Origin of the sequence: Elstera litoralis, from assembly GCF_000963705.1 — a bacterium.
Taxonomy (GTDB): domain Bacteria; phylum Pseudomonadota; class Alphaproteobacteria; order Elsterales; family Elsteraceae; genus Elstera; species Elstera litoralis.
The window spans coordinates 1-16,110 of the sequence record NZ_LAJY01000010.1 but is presented as its reverse complement, the minus strand read 5'-3'; the positions used below and the strand labels follow the sequence as shown (position 1 = coordinate 16,110).

15 protein-coding genes and 1 pseudogene are annotated in these 16,110 nt (G+C 61.7%); 10 read left to right on the top strand and 6 right to left on the bottom strand.

The genetic code is table 11. The annotated features are described in order from the left end of the window. Positions 1-241 precede the first annotated feature (241 nt). From VZ95_RS00725 to VZ95_RS00715, 3 genes are all read left to right on the top strand, one after another. Positions 242-715, top strand: coding sequence for a hypothetical protein (locus VZ95_RS00725; protein WP_045774179.1), 474 nt, complete (start codon positions 242-244; stop codon positions 713-715). A gap of 184 nt (positions 716-899) precedes the next feature. Further along, the gene (locus VZ95_RS00720) at positions 900-1,403 is read left to right on the top strand and encodes an arsenate reductase ArsC (RefSeq protein WP_232302418.1); all 504 of its coding nucleotides are present in this window, start codon (positions 900-902) and stop codon (positions 1,401-1,403) included. A gap of 132 nt (positions 1,404-1,535) precedes the next feature. Continuing rightward, complete coding sequence (locus VZ95_RS00715) at positions 1,536-1,847, top strand: hypothetical protein (RefSeq protein WP_045774177.1); 312 nt, start codon at positions 1,536-1,538, stop codon at positions 1,845-1,847. Here VZ95_RS00715 and VZ95_RS00710 read toward each other — a convergent pair. From VZ95_RS00710 to VZ95_RS00695, 4 genes are read right to left on the bottom strand one after another with little or no spacing between them, the layout of a single operon-like run. Next, positions 1,839-2,642, bottom strand: a complete 804-nt coding sequence (locus tag VZ95_RS00710) for a M23 family metallopeptidase (RefSeq protein WP_198148010.1) — start codon at positions 2,640-2,642, stop codon at positions 1,839-1,841. The two genes, VZ95_RS00715 and VZ95_RS00710, sit on opposite strands and share 9 nt — an antisense overlap. Then, a complete protein-coding gene (xseA, locus tag VZ95_RS00705; protein ID WP_045774176.1) occupies positions 2,639-4,189 on the bottom strand; it encodes an exodeoxyribonuclease VII large subunit in 1,551 nt (516 codons plus the stop codon). The genes VZ95_RS00710 and xseA overlap by 4 nt, the downstream gene beginning before the upstream one ends. 39 nt (positions 4,190-4,228) lie before the next feature. Next, the gene (locus VZ95_RS00700) at positions 4,229-5,275 is read right to left on the bottom strand and encodes a LacI family DNA-binding transcriptional regulator (protein ID WP_045774175.1); all 1,047 of its coding nucleotides are present in this window, start codon (positions 5,273-5,275) and stop codon (positions 4,229-4,231) included. Next, positions 5,251-6,690 (bottom strand): GH1 family beta-glucosidase, encoded by a 1,440-nt coding sequence (locus VZ95_RS00695; protein ID WP_456297660.1) that lies wholly within the window; start codon positions 6,688-6,690, stop codon positions 5,251-5,253. Before VZ95_RS00695 ends, VZ95_RS00700 begins: the two co-directional genes overlap by 25 nt. A gap of 257 nt (positions 6,691-6,947) precedes the next feature. On the opposite strand from VZ95_RS00695, the gene VZ95_RS00690 reads away from it, so the two are divergent. The 7 genes and pseudogenes from VZ95_RS00690 (at position 6,948) to VZ95_RS00660 (ending at position 14,446) form a co-directional block, all read left to right on the top strand. Beyond that, positions 6,948-8,195: an ABC transporter substrate-binding protein gene (locus VZ95_RS00690; RefSeq protein ID WP_045774174.1), complete on the top strand. Its 1,248-nt coding sequence runs from the start codon at positions 6,948-6,950 to the stop codon at positions 8,193-8,195. 159 nt (positions 8,196-8,354) lie between these two features. Beyond that, positions 8,355-9,281, top strand: a complete 927-nt coding sequence (locus tag VZ95_RS00685) for a carbohydrate ABC transporter permease (RefSeq protein ID WP_156994918.1) — start codon at positions 8,355-8,357, stop codon at positions 9,279-9,281. Then, a complete protein-coding gene (locus VZ95_RS00680; protein WP_232302417.1) occupies positions 9,278-10,126 on the top strand; it encodes a carbohydrate ABC transporter permease in 849 nt (282 codons plus the stop codon). Before VZ95_RS00685 ends, VZ95_RS00680 begins: the two co-directional genes overlap by 4 nt. A gap of 5 nt (positions 10,127-10,131) precedes the next feature. Beyond that, the gene (locus VZ95_RS00675) at positions 10,132-11,238 is read left to right on the top strand and encodes an ABC transporter ATP-binding protein (RefSeq protein ID WP_045774180.1); all 1,107 of its coding nucleotides are present in this window, start codon (positions 10,132-10,134) and stop codon (positions 11,236-11,238) included. 98 nt (positions 11,239-11,336) lie between these two features. Further along, positions 11,337-12,307 (top strand): annotated as a pseudogene (locus VZ95_RS29035) (tripartite tricarboxylate transporter substrate binding protein BugD). 159 nt (positions 12,308-12,466) lie between these two features. Next, on the top strand, positions 12,467-12,928 hold the full coding sequence (locus VZ95_RS00665; RefSeq protein ID WP_045774172.1) for a tripartite tricarboxylate transporter TctB family protein: 462 nt from the start codon (positions 12,467-12,469) through the stop codon (positions 12,926-12,928). A gap of 15 nt (positions 12,929-12,943) precedes the next feature. Next, positions 12,944-14,446, top strand: a complete 1,503-nt coding sequence (locus VZ95_RS00660; RefSeq protein WP_045774171.1) for a tripartite tricarboxylate transporter permease — start codon at positions 12,944-12,946, stop codon at positions 14,444-14,446. 4 nt (positions 14,447-14,450) lie between these two features. On the opposite strand, the gene truA is transcribed toward VZ95_RS00660, so the two are convergent. Both truA and VZ95_RS24885 read right to left on the bottom strand, forming a co-directional pair. Further along, entirely contained in the window at positions 14,451-15,200 is a 750-nt protein-coding gene (gene truA, locus VZ95_RS00655; protein WP_045774170.1) for a tRNA pseudouridine(38-40) synthase TruA, read from the bottom strand. A 220-nt stretch (positions 15,201-15,420) separates the two neighbouring features. Next, a partial coding sequence (locus tag VZ95_RS24885) for an SGNH/GDSL hydrolase family protein (RefSeq protein ID WP_045774169.1) occupies positions 15,421-16,110 on the bottom strand: 690 nt, incomplete at its 5' end.

Genomic DNA, 16,110 nt, shown 5'->3' with positions numbered 1-16,110 from the left:
TACCATTTATCGGGAGCGTGATCCACGTCAGCCTCATCTCTCCAATCCGGCCCAGGAGTGGCACCGGCTCTTGTTAAGGGGATAGATGGGACCGGGCCAGCAAGCCAATCAAGAGTTAGATGGCGGTCCTGCACGAAACGCGGATCAGAAAATTGGAGCCCTGGGGATGAACCCGGGGGAAGACCCCTATCCCATATCGAGGCCTCACATCACTCACCTGAACAAAAAAGAGACCCAGACCATGAACCGTTTTCTGATGACCCTTGCTGCCACCACGATTCTCGCCGGTGCGGCTTTTGCTGCCGGTCCTGGCCCCGATGGCGGCCCGCATCGCCACGGCGGTCACGATAAGGCGATGATGGAAATCCTCACGCCGGAGCAAAAGGCCAAGCTGGAATCGGCCCGCGACGGCATGCACAAAGCCCGCGCCGAAGTGATGGCCAGCCTGACGCCCGAGCAAAAAACCAAGCTCGACGCGGCCCAGAAGCCGATGCGCGAGCGGATGGAAAAGATGCGCGGCGCGATGGAAAGCATCCTGACGCCCGAACAAAAGGCCGAACTCGATAAGGCGCGCGGCGGTAAAACTCCCGACCAGATGACCCAAGCCGAGCGCGAAACCTTCCGCACAACGATGAAGAAGGTGATGGACGGGCTGTCGCCGGAGCAGAAGGAAAAGATGCGCGAGTTGCGTAAAGAAGGCCATCGCCGGGGTTAAGCTGGGCTTAATCGCCGCCAGATAGAGTAGTTTCAAAACCCTTGGTGACTGTACCGCCGATGCCTGCGCGTCGGCGGTTTTTTTTTGGAAACGGAGATTCCGTTAACGTCATCATACGGCAATCAAGCGGTGCTACGCCCTGATGCTGTCGTCATTCGTGCGATGGTCAGCCGGGGTGTGCCTCATGGATAAGATTTATAATGTGCTATTCCTCTGCTCGCAGAATTCGGCGCGCAGCATTATGGCCGAAGCGCTGCTGAATTACTGGGGCAAGGGCCGCTTCAAAGCCTATAGCGCGGGCAGCAGCCCCGCCGGGGCCGTCAACCCCTATGCCGAGCGCCTGTTGCAGTCGCTGAACATGCCGGTCAGCACCCTGCGCAGCAAAAGCTGGGACGAGTTTGCCGCCGAAGCCTCGCCGGTGATGGATTTCATCTTCGTCGTCGGCGATACGCTCACCGCCGATACGCTGCCGACCTGGCCGGGGCAGCCGATGATTGCCAATTGGGAAGTGGATGACCCCGTGGGTCTCGCCGCCAATGGCGATGATCTGGCGCAGGTGAACGCCTTCCGCCAAGCCTTCCGCCAGCTTGAGCATCGGGTTAAGATTTTCTCGGCCTTGCGCCTCGACGCGCTGACGCAGATGGCGATGCAAGCGCGCCTCAGCGAAATCGGTCTGGAAACCGTATGATCGGTAAGACTGTTCAAATTCAATAGGTTATGCGGTTTCGTTCGATTCATAAGAAATTACTTTAACAAACCCTCTAGAAACCGCAGAAAACATGCGCTATCGTCCCTTTCAACCGCTAAGGGAGAAGGGTCGATGGCGCATCTTAAGCTTGTTTCCGATAGTAGTTTGATCGATCCGCAGGCCGAACGGTCGGCGATGACGATCCTGCTGACGGCGACCGGGGCTGTGGTCGGCGAAGTCAGCAAAGTCTACCAAATCCTGTCGCGGACGCTGGAACAGGATTTGGAAGGCAAGACCAAAGCCGCCGCCGGGCGCGCCTTCAATTCCCTGCCGGGCTGGCAGCGGGATAGGATCGCCACTGTCGCGCTCGAAGCCGCCGGAACGGCACGCACCTATCACGCCGCCCGCGAACGGGCAGTGACGGCTCTCGCCGCCCTAGGGTAGAGGCGCGGGCGCGGGGGTTGGCATGAGGGGCTGTGGGTCGAGCGTGACCGCGCCCCAATAGACCCCCCAATGCAAATGCGGGCCGGTCACACGGCCCGTCGCGCCGATTGCGCCGATCTCTTGGCCTGCGGCAATCACCTGCCCGACCGTGACCGAACTGGCCGATAAATGGGCGAAGATCGAGCCTACTCCGTGGCCGTGATCGATCATTACCGTTCGGCCCGTAAAAAAGAGATCCGGCTCCGCCAAGACCACCCGCCCTGCCGCAGGCGCGCGGATCGCCGTTCCCGTCGGCCCGGCGATATCCAGCCCCAGATGGGGGCTACGCGGCTCACCATTCAAAATCCGCTGTGAGCCGTAAATACCGCTGATGCGCCCGTTGGCGGGCCAGCGGAAGGCATCGGCAAACCCCGCCAAATTGGTGACCTGCGACCGGGCGGCTTTAATCAGGGCCGCTTCCCGCTGAATGCGTTTCAGCCCCTCCGGGTCGGGATTGACCTTACCGGGCGGCAAGCCTTCGATGCGTTGAATATCCCAGGCGCGCGCGGCAATCGGCAGAACCGTCGCCGCGCCGTTTTCGGTGAGGGTGATCGTGCCCGCTGCGTCGCGGGCGAGGCCGAAGACGAATTTCCCGTCCGGCGTTACGGGCAGCGTCTTGCCATCGAGCAGAATGGTCGCGTTCGGGCTCGTCTGGCCGCGAATCAACCGCCCCTGTTCGATCGGTGCATCAAGGGTGAAACCCTGGGCGGCGAGCGGGGCCAGCAGGGCGGTCAGCAGGGCAAGACGGCGGATCAAAACAGGCTCTCCTGCTTCGGTAGCGGGGTTTTAGCACGCGGGCGGGCGGGGCGCGGGCCGCCGCCCTCCTCCAGAACTTCGGCCTTGCGGCTACCGTCCTGGGCTTCCAGCGTTACCAGGGTGCCGGGGGCGAGGGTTGCGACGCCCGACAGCAAGGCCCCGGCCTCGTCGCGCAGCACCAGGAAGCCGCGCGCCAAGGTGCCCTTATAGGAATAGCTTTCCAGCAAGCGCCCCAGCCCGGCGATTCGGTCGGCGCGGCTGCGGCGCTGCTGATCGTAGGCGGTCGGCAGGCGCGCAGCCAGTTGGATCAAGCCCTGGCCTTGCCGCGTCAGTTCCTGCCGCCAGGGATCAATGCGCAGCCGGGCAGAAATCGCGGTGAAGCGCTGGCGATCACTGGTGAGATGACGCGTAAAGCTTTGTTCCAGCGCGCGGGCTTCGGCCAGAAAGCGGCTGCGGGCGAGGGCGATTTGCGCCTGTGGATGGGGCAGGCGCGCGGCCAGGGTTTCGACCTGCCCGCGCGCCAGGGCAAGGCGCTGGCGCATGACGCGATGAAGTTGCTGGGCGCGATCCTCCAACCGCTGCCGGGCCTCGGCGACGGCGCGGCGCGGATCGGTGAGGCCGCGCCCGAGGGCATCTAGGCGCAGATTGCGGTCCTGCAAAATCCGTTCGGCGGCTTGATCGAGCCGCTGGCCGCGTTCCGCAACCGCCTGGCGCAAATCGGCGCGCACCGGCACCGCCATTTCGGCGGCGGCGGTGGGGGTGGGGGCGCGCCGGTCCGAGGCGAAATCGATCAGGGTCGTGTCGGTCTCGTGCCCAACGGCGGAGATCAGCGGAATGGCGCTGGATGCTGCCGCGCGCACCACGGCTTCGTCGTTGAACGCCATCAGATCTTCGATGGAGCCGCCGCCCCGCGCGACGATCAGCACGTCGGGGCGCGGAATGCGCCCGCCTTCCACCAAGCGGTTGAAGCCCTCAATCGCCGCGACGATCTGCGCCGCCGCCGCCTCGCCCTGCACCAGTACGGGCCAAACCAGCACGGGGCGGGGGAAGCGATCATTCAGCCGATGCAGAATATCGCGGATCACCGCCCCGGTCGGCGAGGTGATAACGCCGATGACGCGCGGGAGCATTGGCAAGGGCCGCTTGCGGCTGGCCTCGAACAGGCCCTCGGCGGCCAGGCGGCGCTTGCGGTCTTCGATCAAGGCCAGCAACGCCCCGCGCCCGGCGAGTTCCATTTGATCGATGACGAGCTGATATTTCGACTGCCCGGCGAAGGTGGTGAGCTTGCCGGTGGCGATCACCTCCATCCCATCCTCGGGGCGGAGGGTGAGGCGGGCGGCGACGCCCTTCCAGCACACCGCGCCCAACACGGCGTCCGGGTCTTTCAGGTTCAGATAGAGATGGCCGGAGGGGGCACGCTTGAACCCCGAAATCTCGCCGCGCACGCGCACGCGCGGGAAGGCGGTCTCGACGGTGCGTTGCAGGGCGCTGGAGAGCTGCCCAACCGAGAGTTCAGGCAGATTATGGGTAAGCTCGGGCGTGGTCATGGCCGGAGCCTAAAGCAAATCCGAAGCCGGGGGAAAGGCCTATTCGCCCAGGTCTTCATTGGTGCGGAACTGGCGCAAATCTTCAATGCGGGTGTAGGTGAGAATGCTTTGCTGGCTCTCGGGCGGCTCGCCGTTCAGCAGCCCCAGAATATGATGGGCCAGCACCGTGCCGACGCGCCGCTGCGGCTGATAATAATAAACCACTTTTTGCTCGGACAGCATGCGGAACGGCATGCCGCCGAAGCCGACGACGCGCAGCCCATCCCGCACCGTATCGCGCCCGGATTCGAGCAGCCCTTCGAGCGCCCCGACGACCGACATTTGATTGGCGCAGACGAAGGCGGTGACGCTCGGATCATCCGCCAGCAGCGCCGTAATCGCCTCCCGATTGCCGCGCACCGAGAGGGGGGCGGTGCGCAGCAAGCTTGGCTCGAACGGCAACCCCGCCTCGCGCAAGGCCCGCCGATAGCCTTGGACGCGCAAGCCGAGGTAGGTGAGCGTCCCCGTCGGGTTTAGCAGCGCAATCCGCGTGTGCCCTTCGCGCGCCAGCGTGGCGACGGCATCGAAGACCGCGCCTTCATCGTCATGGTCGATATAGGCGTGCGGGGTGAGAAGCTCGGTCCGCCCGAAGCTGACGAAAGGAAAATCCTGCTCCAGGCAATATTTCGCCCGCGTATCCTGGGGCGTCGTGCGGGAGAAGATCACCGCGTCGGCCAAGCGCTGCTCGAAGGTTTTTCGAACGGGGTCGAGCGGGCCTTGCCCTTCGGTCTGGGCCAAGACGATCAGGTTATAGAGCGAGGTTTCGAGCCCCTTCGACAGGCTTTCCACCTGGGCCAAAAAGCCGGGGTCGCCGTAATCGCCGACTTCCGGGGCGTAGAGAATCGAGCAGATTTTCATCGTGCGGCCCGTGCGCAAATGCACGCCGCCGATATTGGGCACATAGCCGAAGGTGGCCGCCGCTTCCTTCACCCGCGCAATGGTTTCCGGGCGCACCTCCGGCCCATCCTTCAACGCCCGCGAAACGGTGGTGACGGACAGGCCGAGGTGATCGGCCAGCGTTTTTAAATTCGCCCTATTATTCGCCATGCCCAACGCGTCCGCCTAAACTGCCAAGCCTCCATGAACCTTAGTCCGAGGGGGCTTGGCAAGCTCGGCATGTCATGCACCGGCGTTCGGCGTCGGCAGGGCGTTGTTGGCGAAAACCTGCTGCATGTACGCGTAGGAGGCTTTCGGCGTGCGCTTTTGCGTCGTGTAATCCACATGCACGAGGCCGAAGCGTTTGGCATAGCCGTGCGCCCATTCGAAATTATCGAGCAAGGACCAGGCATATAGCCGCGAATATCGGCCCCGTCGTTTGACGCGCGCAGCAGGTTTTCGAGATATTCCTGGTAATAGGCGATGCGGTCGTGATCGGCGACCCGCCCGTCTTTGCCGGGAATATCAAGGAATGCGCTGCCGTTTTCGGTCACGAAGACCGGCGGGTTGCCGTAGCGCTCCTTCAAAATCATCAAGATTTCGTAGAAGGCGGTGCCGTCGATGGCCCAGTTCATTTCCGTGCGGCGGAAATATTTCGGCGGCTCGGCGTGGCGGAACGGCCAGGCTTCCCCTTCGGCGGCCTGGATATAGGAGGGGAAATACTGGTTCACGCCCATGAAATCGACGGGAACATTGATCTCCGTCAAATCGCCGTCCTGCACATGCTCGGCCATTTTCGCCTGGAGCGATTCCGGGTAGTGCCCGAAATAGACCGGATCGAGGAAGGCACCGTTCCACTTATCTTCGAAGAGGGGCACCAGATGGGCGTCCTGCTCGGCGCGCTGCGGCAGCGGGCGGGCCTTGTGCAGCGGCAGCACGAACCCAAGCCCGGCTTTCGGCGCAAGGCTGCGCAGGGCCGTGACGGCGCGGCCGTGGGCGAGGTTGAGGTGATGAGTGGCGCGCAACGCCATGCGCGGATCGGTGATTCCCGGTGCGTGGCGACCTTCCTCGTGCCCGATCCAGGCGACGACGTTCGGCTCGTTGAACGTCACCCAATTTTCGGCGCGGTCGCCGAGGCGCTTGGCCATCAGCGCGGTATAATCGGTGAACCAATTGACGATATCGCGGTTACCCCAGCCGCCGCGATCCTGCAAGGCCTGTGGGAGATCCCAATGGTATAGGCACGGCCAAGGCTTTAGCCCGCGCGCCAGCATGGCATCGATCAACCGATCATAGAAATCCAGGCCCTTTTCATTGGCCTGCCCGGTGCCTTCCGGCAAAACGCGCGGCCACATGATCGAGAAACGGTAGATCGACGCGCCCAGGTCGCGGATCAAATCCAAATCTTCCTCGTAGCGGTGATAATGGTCGCAGGCGATATCGCCGACATCGCCATTCGTGACCCTGCCTGGCGTGGCGCAATAAGTATCCCAAATGCTGCGCCCGCGCCCATCGTCCGGCGCGCCGCCTTCAATCTGATAACTGGAGGTCGAAACCCCCCAGGCAAAATTCTGCGGAAACCGCATGACGCTTTTCCTTCCCATTTTTTTGACGGGCCTACCCAAGCAGGGGCACCCTGTCGTTCGCGTTAAATCGTAACGTTAAAATTTTTTCCTGTCGATCCCAAAAATCTCGCAATTCAATGAAAATTTGAAATTGACACGGCGCTAACTTCATGGCGTGATCGGACAAAATCGAAACGTTACGAAGCCCTCTCTAAGCGAGGGCGAGCATGTTTCAAAAACCGCATCTCCGTGTATAGAGATGCCCTCGGGAGGAACCGATGACGATGAACACCCCGCGCCTTGCGGCGTTAGCCGCTGCTTTGCTCCTCACCACGGGCCTGGGCACCGCCCAAGCGCAGACGGCAGAAGTGCTGCATTGGTGGACCTCCGGCGGTGAATCGGCGGCGCTCGCCACCATTCGTGCCGCTTACACCGCCAAGGGCGGCGTTTGGCAGGACACGCCGATTGCAGGCGGCGGCAATGCGCGCGCTGCCGCCGTGAACCGCATGATCGGCGGCAAGCCCCCGACCGTGTTTCAATATTCGGTCGGCCTGCAACTACTCGAACTCGCCGATCAAGGCCTGCTGAACGATATCGACGATGTCGCCCAGGTCGGCAATTGGGATAAAGCCCTGCCGCCGCTGATCGCCAATATTTCGAAATATAAGGGCAAATATATTGCTGCGCCGGTGAATATTCACGGCGAAAACTGGATGTTTTATAACTTCGACGCGCTGAAGAAAGCGGGCGTCGAGGTGCCCAAAACCTGGGCCGATTTCCTCGCCGCCGCGCCGAAGCTGAAGGCCGCTGGGATCATTCCGCTGGCTCTGGGTGGTGAGCCCTGGCAGGAGCGCATTCTGTTTAACTCCGTGTTGCTCGGCGTTGGCGGGCGGGAGCATTACGCCAAGGTTTACGGCAAGCTCGATAAGGCCGCGATGGGCACGGATACCATGCTCGACGTGTTCAAAACCGTTGCCGCTCTGCGCCCGCTGGTCGATGAATCGAGCCCCGGTCGCAAGTGGAACGAAACCGCTGGCATGGTCATGAAGGGCACGGCGGCGTTTCAGTTCATGGGCGATTGGGCCAAGGGCGAAATGGTCGCCGCCAAGCTCGAACCCGGTAAGGATATCGGCTGCGCTTTAGCACCGGCAAAAGACACGGCCTATATTATGACCGTCGATGCTTTCGCCTTCTCCAATGTCAAGGATGCGCCGTCCAAGGGCGCGCAAACCCTGATGGCGACCGTGATGATGGACCCGGCGACGCAGGCGGCGTTCAGCAAGCGCAAGGGTTCGATCCCGTCGCGCCTGGATGTGCCGGATATCGGTTTCGATAGCTGTGCCAAGGTTGCCATCAATACGCTGAAAGACCCGGCGACCCATCTCGTTTCGACCGGCCTGTTCGGCGTGCCGAGCGCGGTTTCCGGCGCAATCGACGATGCGATTTCGCAGTTCTGGAACAATAAGGCGATGACGCCCGAACAGGGCCGCGACCTGTTCGTCAAGGCCATCGACCGGGCGAAATAACCCGGACGATACCGGCACGGCAGGGGTTTCTCTCCCCCGGGAAACCCCTGTCTTGCTACCCTCCTGCTGTGTGGTGCCCAATTCCTTTTTCGTCGTGAAAGTCGGTTGGCCCCGTCCGGGGCTGCGCCGGCTTGGGATTTGCTTTAGGACATGCCTGCAATGACCGAACCCCCGCCGTCTCCCCCTGCTGTATCGGTCCGAAAGCGGCGTTTGGCGCTGCCGACGGCGGTTTCGGCCTATGTCGCGCTTATTCCGGCGACCACGATTACGCTGGTCTGTTTCTACGCGTTCATCGCCTGGACCTTCGTGATTTCGCTCACCCGCTCGCGCCTGTTGCCGCGCTATGAGTTCGTCGGGTTTTTGCAGTACGAGCGCCTGTTCGATACGGCGCGCTGGTGGCAGGCGATGCAGAATCTCGCCATTCACGGCGTGCTGTTTACCGTGGGCTGCATTGTTGTCGGGTATTTTCTTGCTATTCTGATCGACCGGGGCGTGAAGGCCGAAGGGGTGTTTCGCACCATCTTCATGCTGCCGCTCTCCATGTCCTTCATCGTCACTGGGATTATCTGGCAGTGGCTGCTGAACCCCAGCTTCGGGCTGCAAGCGGCGGTACGCGGGCTCGGGTTCGAAGAATTCGCCTTCAACTGGCTGGTTCGGCCCGACCGCGCCATTTTTACCCTAGCGATTGCCGGGATTTGGCAGCAGGTCGGCCTGTGCATGGCGCTGTGTTTGGCGGGCTTGCGCGGGGTTGATCCGAATATTTGGAAAGCCGCGCGGGTTGATGGCATTCCGGTTTGGCGGGTTTACGCCAATATCATTACGCCAATGCTGCGCCCGGTATTCTTCACGCTGGTCGTGCTGCTATCGTCCTTGGTGATGAAGGCCTTCGATTTGGTCGTCGCGCTCACGGGGGGCGGGCCGGGCTTTGCCTCCGATCTGCCCGCGCGCTTCGTCGTCGATCATATTCTGAACCGGCAGGAACTGGGGCTTGGGGCGGCGGGGGCGTTCATGATGCTCTGCACCGTCGCCGCCGTGGTCGCGCCCTATATCTATTACGAACTCAGCAAAGCGCGGAGGGCCGGATGATGCGCTACAATCGCGTTATTCTCTATCTGCTGCTAGCCGGGGCCGCGCTGGCGATGCTGTCGCCGATTCTGCTGATGCTCAGCACCTCCTTGAAAACGATGGATGAAATTCGCAATGGCAGCCTGTTCGATCTGCCGCACGCGCCGAGCTTCGCCGCCTGGGGGAAAGCCTGGGTAGGGCGCTGCACGGCGGGCGAGTGCGACGGGATGGGCGGTTATTTCGCCAATTCGATTGCGATCGTTCTGCCCTCGCTGTTTCTCTCCATCGCGGTCGGCTCGATCACCGGCTATGCCCTCAGCCTGCGCCAGGTTCGCTATGCGGATTTTCTGTTCGCGGCGATTTTGATCGGCCTGTTCATTCCGCCGCAGGTAACATTGTACCCGATGATTATTCTGGTGCGCACGCTGGGGCTCTTCGGCACCACGGGCGGGGTGATTCTCGCCCATGTGGTGTGGGGCCTTGCCTTCACCACGCTGATGTTCCGCAATTTCTTCCGCTCCGTGCCCGCCGATCTGATTAAGGCGGTGCGGGTCGATGGGGCCGGGTTCTGGTCGAGCTATTGGTACATTATGTTGCCGATGTCGCTGCCCGTCTTTGCCGTCGCGGTGATCTTGCAGTTCACCTACACCTGGAACGATTTCCTCTTCGGCCTCACCTTTGCCGCGCGCGACAGCCAGCCGGTGACGGTGGCGCTGAATAATCTCGTCGGCTCCCAGTTCGGCGAGCAGGAATATAACGTCAATATGGCCGCAACCATGCTGACCGCGCTGCCGACAGTGCTGGTCTACCTCTGCTCGGGCCGCCTCTTCGTGCGCGGCATCGCAGCGGGCGCGGTGAAAGGATAATGAGTATGCGCGGCGTTCATCTGAACCGGGTTCGCAAGAGCTACGGTTCCGTCACCATCATCGATCAATTGGACCTGGCGATTGAGGAGGGCGAGTTTCTCGTGCTTCTCGGCCCCTCGGGCTGCGGGAAATCGACCCTGCTCAACGCGATTGCCGGGCTGGAGCCGCTGTCGGGCGGCAGTATTTCCATCCAAGGGCGCGACGTGACGGCGCTGGAGCCCGATCAGCGCGATATTGCGATGGTCTTCCAATCCTACGCGCTCTACCCGACGCTCTCGGTGCGCCGGAACATCGGCTTTGCCCTCAAGATGCGCGGCACCGCCAAGGCCGACATCGAACGCAAAGTGGGCGAGGTGGCGGACCTATTGCAGATCACCCATCTGCTCGACCGCAAACCCGGCCAGCTTTCCGGCGGCCAGCAGCAGCGCGTCGCCATCGGGCGGGCATTGGTGCGCGAGCCGTCGGTATTCTTGTTCGACGAGCCGTTGTCCAATCTCGACGCCAAACTGCGCGCCGATATGCGCATCGAGCTTAAAAAGCTGCACGAACGCTTGGGCCGCACGATCATCTACGTCACTCACGATCAGATCGAAGCGATGACGATGGCAACGCGCATCGTCGTGATGAACCAGGGCCGTATTCAGCAGTGCGACCGCCCGGAAGTAGTCTACGGTCGCCCGGCGAACCGCTTCGTTGCATCCTTCGTTGGCGCGCCGACGATGAATTTCGTCGAAGGCCGCTTCGGGCGGGCGGGCGACCATCTGGCGGTGCTGACGGCGGAAGGCGTGATTCCGCTGCCGGGGCTTGATGTCGCTCTTGGGCAGGCGGGTCAGCCGGTGACGCTGGGGTTCCGCCCTGAACATGTGGCCTTGGCCGAGGCGGAGGATGTGACGACCGTCACTGCCACGCCGCTGATGTCCGAGCCGACGGGGCCGGATATGTATGTGCTGATGCGCTTCGATCCGGCGCGCACTGGCGTCGGCGTCGGGCCGGAACTCACCATTCGCGTTCCGGCGGACGCGGCCATCGCGCGCCATCAGCCGGTGCCATTGCGTCTCGATGGGCGGCGGATTTCGCTGTTCGACCCGCAAACCGGGCAGCGGATGAATTAGCGGCGAGAAGCTTGCGGAAAACCACAATGGACCGGGCGTTCACCGCAGGGGTATGGTCGAACTTCAACGAATAAAATTAAAATTCGGAGGAGACGTCTATGACCCGGTTTCTTTTGTCGGCGCTTGCGGGCGCAACCATGCTTGCTGGCGCGGCTTCCGCCCAGGAATATCCCACTAAAATCGTAACGGTCATCGTGCCGTTCGCCGCGGGCGGTCCGACCGATACGGTTGCCCGCCTTGTTGCGCAGTCGATGGGTAAATCGCTCGGCCAGCAGCTCATTATCGAAAACGTCGGCGGGGCTGGCGGCACCTTGGGCGCGGCGCGCGTCGCCAAGGCCGCGCCGGACGGTTACACGGTCCTGCTGCACCATATCGGCCAGGCCACCAGCGTTGCGCTGTACCGCAAGCTGCCCTATGACACGTTGAATGATTTTGCGCCGATCGGCCTGATTACCGACGTGCCGATGACCTTCGTCGCCAAAAGCGCTTTTCCGGCGAAAGACCTGAAAGAGCTGGTGGCCTACGCCCAGGCGAATAAGGATAAGGTTTCTTACGCGAATGCGGGCGTTGGCTCGGCCTCGCACCTGTGCGGCATGCTGTTTATGACCGCAATCAAGACCGAACTCACCACGGTTCCCTATAAGGCACCGGGCCTGCCATGAATGATCTGCTCGGCGGGCAGGTCGATTTCATGTGCGACCAGACGACCAATACCACCAGCCAAATCAAAGGCGGGAAGATTAAGGTCTATGGCGTTACCACAAAAACCCGCGTCGCCTCGCTGAGCGAAGTTCCGACGATGGATGAAGCCGGGTTGCCGGGCTTCGAAGTGGCAGTGTGGCACGGTATGTATGCGCCGAAGGGCACGCCGCAGCCGATTATCGCCAAGCTCAGCAAGGCGCTTCAAGAAGCTCTGAAAGACCCGAACGTCACGACCCGCTTCGCCGAACTTGGCACCGAGCCGGTCAGCCAGGATCGGGCGACCCCGGAGGCTTTGGGCAAGCATGTTAAGGCCGAAGTCGAAAAATGGTCGCCGATCATTAAGGCGGCGGGCGTTTACGCGGATTAAGCTGCCCGCTTCGCTCTAAAGAAAGGGCGGGGGGTTCTCCGCCCTTTTTGCTAGGCTTACCGCCAGGGACATCAGACAGGGCCTTGCCTTTTCTGAGACCAAGACCGTCGCCACAAGACGGTCGGCAAAAACCGCGACTCCTGGGAGGGGTAACGCACAATGGCAGTTTCAATTCGCCATCCGAAGGATTTCATCTCCGGTCTGATTTTTATCGGCTTGGGGCTGGGTTTTATTCTTATTGCCCAAGACTATAAGATGGGAACGGCAACCCGCATGGGACCGGCCTATTTTCCCACCATTCTGGCCAGTGTTCTCACGCTGATCGGCCTCGGCGTTACCCTGCGGGCGCTGTTCCGCGACGGCGACCCGGTAACGGGTTTTGCCTGGAAGCAACTGCTGCTGGTGCTGGTCGGAACTGTCGTGTTCGGCCTTTTGGTGCGAAATGCCGGGCTGATTGCCGCCCTGCTCGCCTATGTGGGCATCACGGCTACGGCCAGTGTTTATTTCCATTGGAAATCGACCGTGCTGCTGGCAGCGGGGCTGACGGTTTTCTGCGTGATTATCTTTATTAAAGCCCTTGGGCTGCCGATCCCTATGATCGGCCCCTGGTTTGGCGCGTGAACGGAGGGCTGAACCGTGGAATTGCTCGCAAATCTTAGCATCGGGATCGATGCGGCCGTTACTTACCAAAATCTTTTCTACTGCTTGGGCGGCGTTCTGCTCGGCACTTTGATCGGCGTTCTGCCTGGCCTGGGGCCGGTGGCGACGATTGCCATGCTGCTGCCCGCCACCTTCGCCCTGCCGCCGCTCTCGGCGCTCATCATGCTCGCGGGGATTTATTACGGCGCGCAGTACGGCGGCTCGACCACGGCCATTCTGATTAATCTGCCCGGCGAATCCTCCTCGGTGGTGACGGCGCTCGACGGCTACCAGATGGCCCGCCAGGGCCGCGCCGGGGCGGCGCTGTCGACCGCCGCGCTGGGCTCCTTCTTCGCGGGCTCGGTCGCAACTCTGCTGCTGGCGGTGTTCGCGCCGCCTTTGGCCGAAATGGCGTTGAAATTCGGCCCTGCCGAATATTTCTCGCTGATGCTGCTGGGCCTCGTCGCCTCGGTGGCCCTGGCGCACGGCTCGTTACTAAAAGCCATCGGCATGATTGTGCTGGGGCTGCTGCTCGGCCTCGTCGGTTCGGACGTGAATAGCGGCACGCCGCGCTTTACTTTCGAAATTCCGGAACTTGCCGACGGTATCAACTTCGTTGCCCTGGCGATGGGGATGTTCGGCGTCGGCGAAATCATCAAGAACCTCGAAGACGAGCGCAACCGCGACGTGATGGTGAAGAAGGTCACGGGGCTGCTGCCGACGCGCGACGATTTCAAGCGCATCTGGAAGCCGATTTTGCGCGGCACGACGCTGGGCTCGATCCTCGGTATTCTCCCCGGCGGCGGCGCGATTCTCTCGTCCTTCGCGGCCTATTCGCTGGAAAAGAAACTCTCAAAAACCCCGGAACGCTTCGGCAAGGGTGCCATCGAAGGCGTGGCCGCGCCGGAAAGTGCCAATAACGCCGGGGCACAAACCTCCTTCATCCCTATGCTCACCCTCGGCATCCCATCGAACCCGGTGATGGCGTTGATGGCGGGCGCGATGATTATCCAGGGCATCCAGCCCGGCCCGCTGGTGATGACCGAACAGCCGACTTTGTTCTGGGGCATCATTGTGTCGATGTGGATCGGGAATTTCTTTCTCGTCATCCTCAATTTGCCGATGATCGGCCTGTGGGTGCGCCTGCTCACCGTGCCCTATCATTTGCTGTTCCCGGCGATTCTCGCCTTCTGCGGCATCGGTGTGTATAGCCTCAACAACACGAATTTCGACGTGTTCCTGATGGCCGGGTTCGGCGTGGCCGGGTATATTTTCGCAAAGCTGGAGTGCGAACCCGCGCCGCTGCTGTTGGGCTTCATTCTCGGCCCAATGATGGAAGAAAACCTGCGTCGGGCGATGACGCTGTCGCGCGGCGACGCGATGGTTTTCGTCGAACGCCCGATCAGCGCGACAATGTTGGTGCTGGCGGCGCTGGCGCTGATTATCGTGCTCAGCCCCTCGGTGCGCAAAAAGCGCGAGGAAGCATTCCAGGAAGAGTAATTTTTTACTCCTCCGGATAGACCGCGCCCATGAAGTACAAACCTTCAGCGGGCGCGGTTGGTCCGGCGGCGGAACGGTCTTTGGCCTCAAGGGCGGCGGTCACATCATCCGCCGTCCATTTTTTTTGCCCGACGAGCGCGAGCGTACCGACCATATTGCGCACCTGATGATGTAGGAACGACCGGGCGGCGGCGGTGATGTGGATTTCATCGCCAACGCGCGCAACCTCCAGCCGGTCCAAGGTCCGCACCGGCGAGTCGGCTTGGCAGAGGCTCGCCCGGAAACTGGTGAAATCCTGCGTTCCCAGCAAGCGGTTTGCGCCAAGCTGCATCGCGTCGGCATCGAGCGCATAGGCGACCGACCAAACCCGGCCCCGCTCCAAAGCCGGGGGGGCGGTTCGGCAGAGAATCCGATAGAGATACCAGCGCCCGATGCAGGAAAACCGCGCGTGCCAGTCATCGGCCACCGGCACGGCATCGAGCACCGCTACCGGCTGCGGCTTTAGATGAAAATTCACCGCCTGCATCAGCCGGTACGGATTCCAGGCTTTGCTCATCGTCACATGCACCACCTGCCCGCGCGCGTGAACGCCCGCATCGGTCCGCCCGCTGGCATGGACCGTCACCTCCTCCTGCGAACAGGCGAGCAGCGCGGTTTCAAGCGCCTGCTGCACGCTGGGCACGCCCGACTTCTGCCGCTGCCAGCCGGAGTAGGGAGCACCGTCATATTCCACCGTGAAACGATACCGTGGCATGGGGAGAGACCTTGTTCGTTTGCMAGGGGCGCTGCCCCTGGACCCCGCTTAAGGGGCGGACCCGCCCCTTAAGAAACCGGGTTTCCTGTCTCAGAAGCTTGATAGCACTCTGAGCCTCAGTCATGAAAATGGGATTGCCAAGGGACAAGTCCCTTGGCTGGGGGTGTCCCCGCGCGTTTGACGCGCAAAGCGCATCGGGGGTGAAACCCCTGACGTGCCCTCACCGCTTGAAATAATCCTGCACGGCGGTCCAGGCGGCGGTTTGCAGTTTGGCGGCGACTTCGTCGGGCAGATCGGCGGTATAGCGGTTGCCCTCGGGGGTTTTGCCGAACAGCGTTGCGTAGGTCGTGGCGGCGGCGAGATAGGTGCCGGCGAGGGTGGGGTGACGCTTATCTTTCTGGTAGAGGCCGATTTCGGGGGCCTGCGCTTGGGCTGTCGCGAAGGCAAGCCCCGCGGGAATAACCAGGGCTTTCAGTTTATTGCCCATCGCGGTATAGGCATCGGCCAATTCGCCTGTCATTTCGGGAACGTTTTGATAGGCCCAGGACATGAACAACACCGGCTCGGCCCCATTGGCGCGCACGGTGGCGGCGTGTTTTTCGGCATATTCCGTGAAGAGTGTTTTCAGTTCGGGATGCACCGGGCATTGGCTGCAATCCATGAGAATGGTCACATCGAAGGGCTTTTGCCCTTTCGGGGTGAAGATCACCCTATTCTGAGCGTCAAAACTATAGCTGCCGACGGCATCGGGGCGAAAATAGGCGGCGACATCGTGCCAATTCAGGCCAGAAGCGCTAATCGTTGCGGAAACAGATCGAAAATTATTCTTGGTTTCGGCGCGCAACACGAACTCGCGGACATGGGCGTGCAGGCTATTATTGTAATAAAAAAAGCTATTGCCGACATAGAG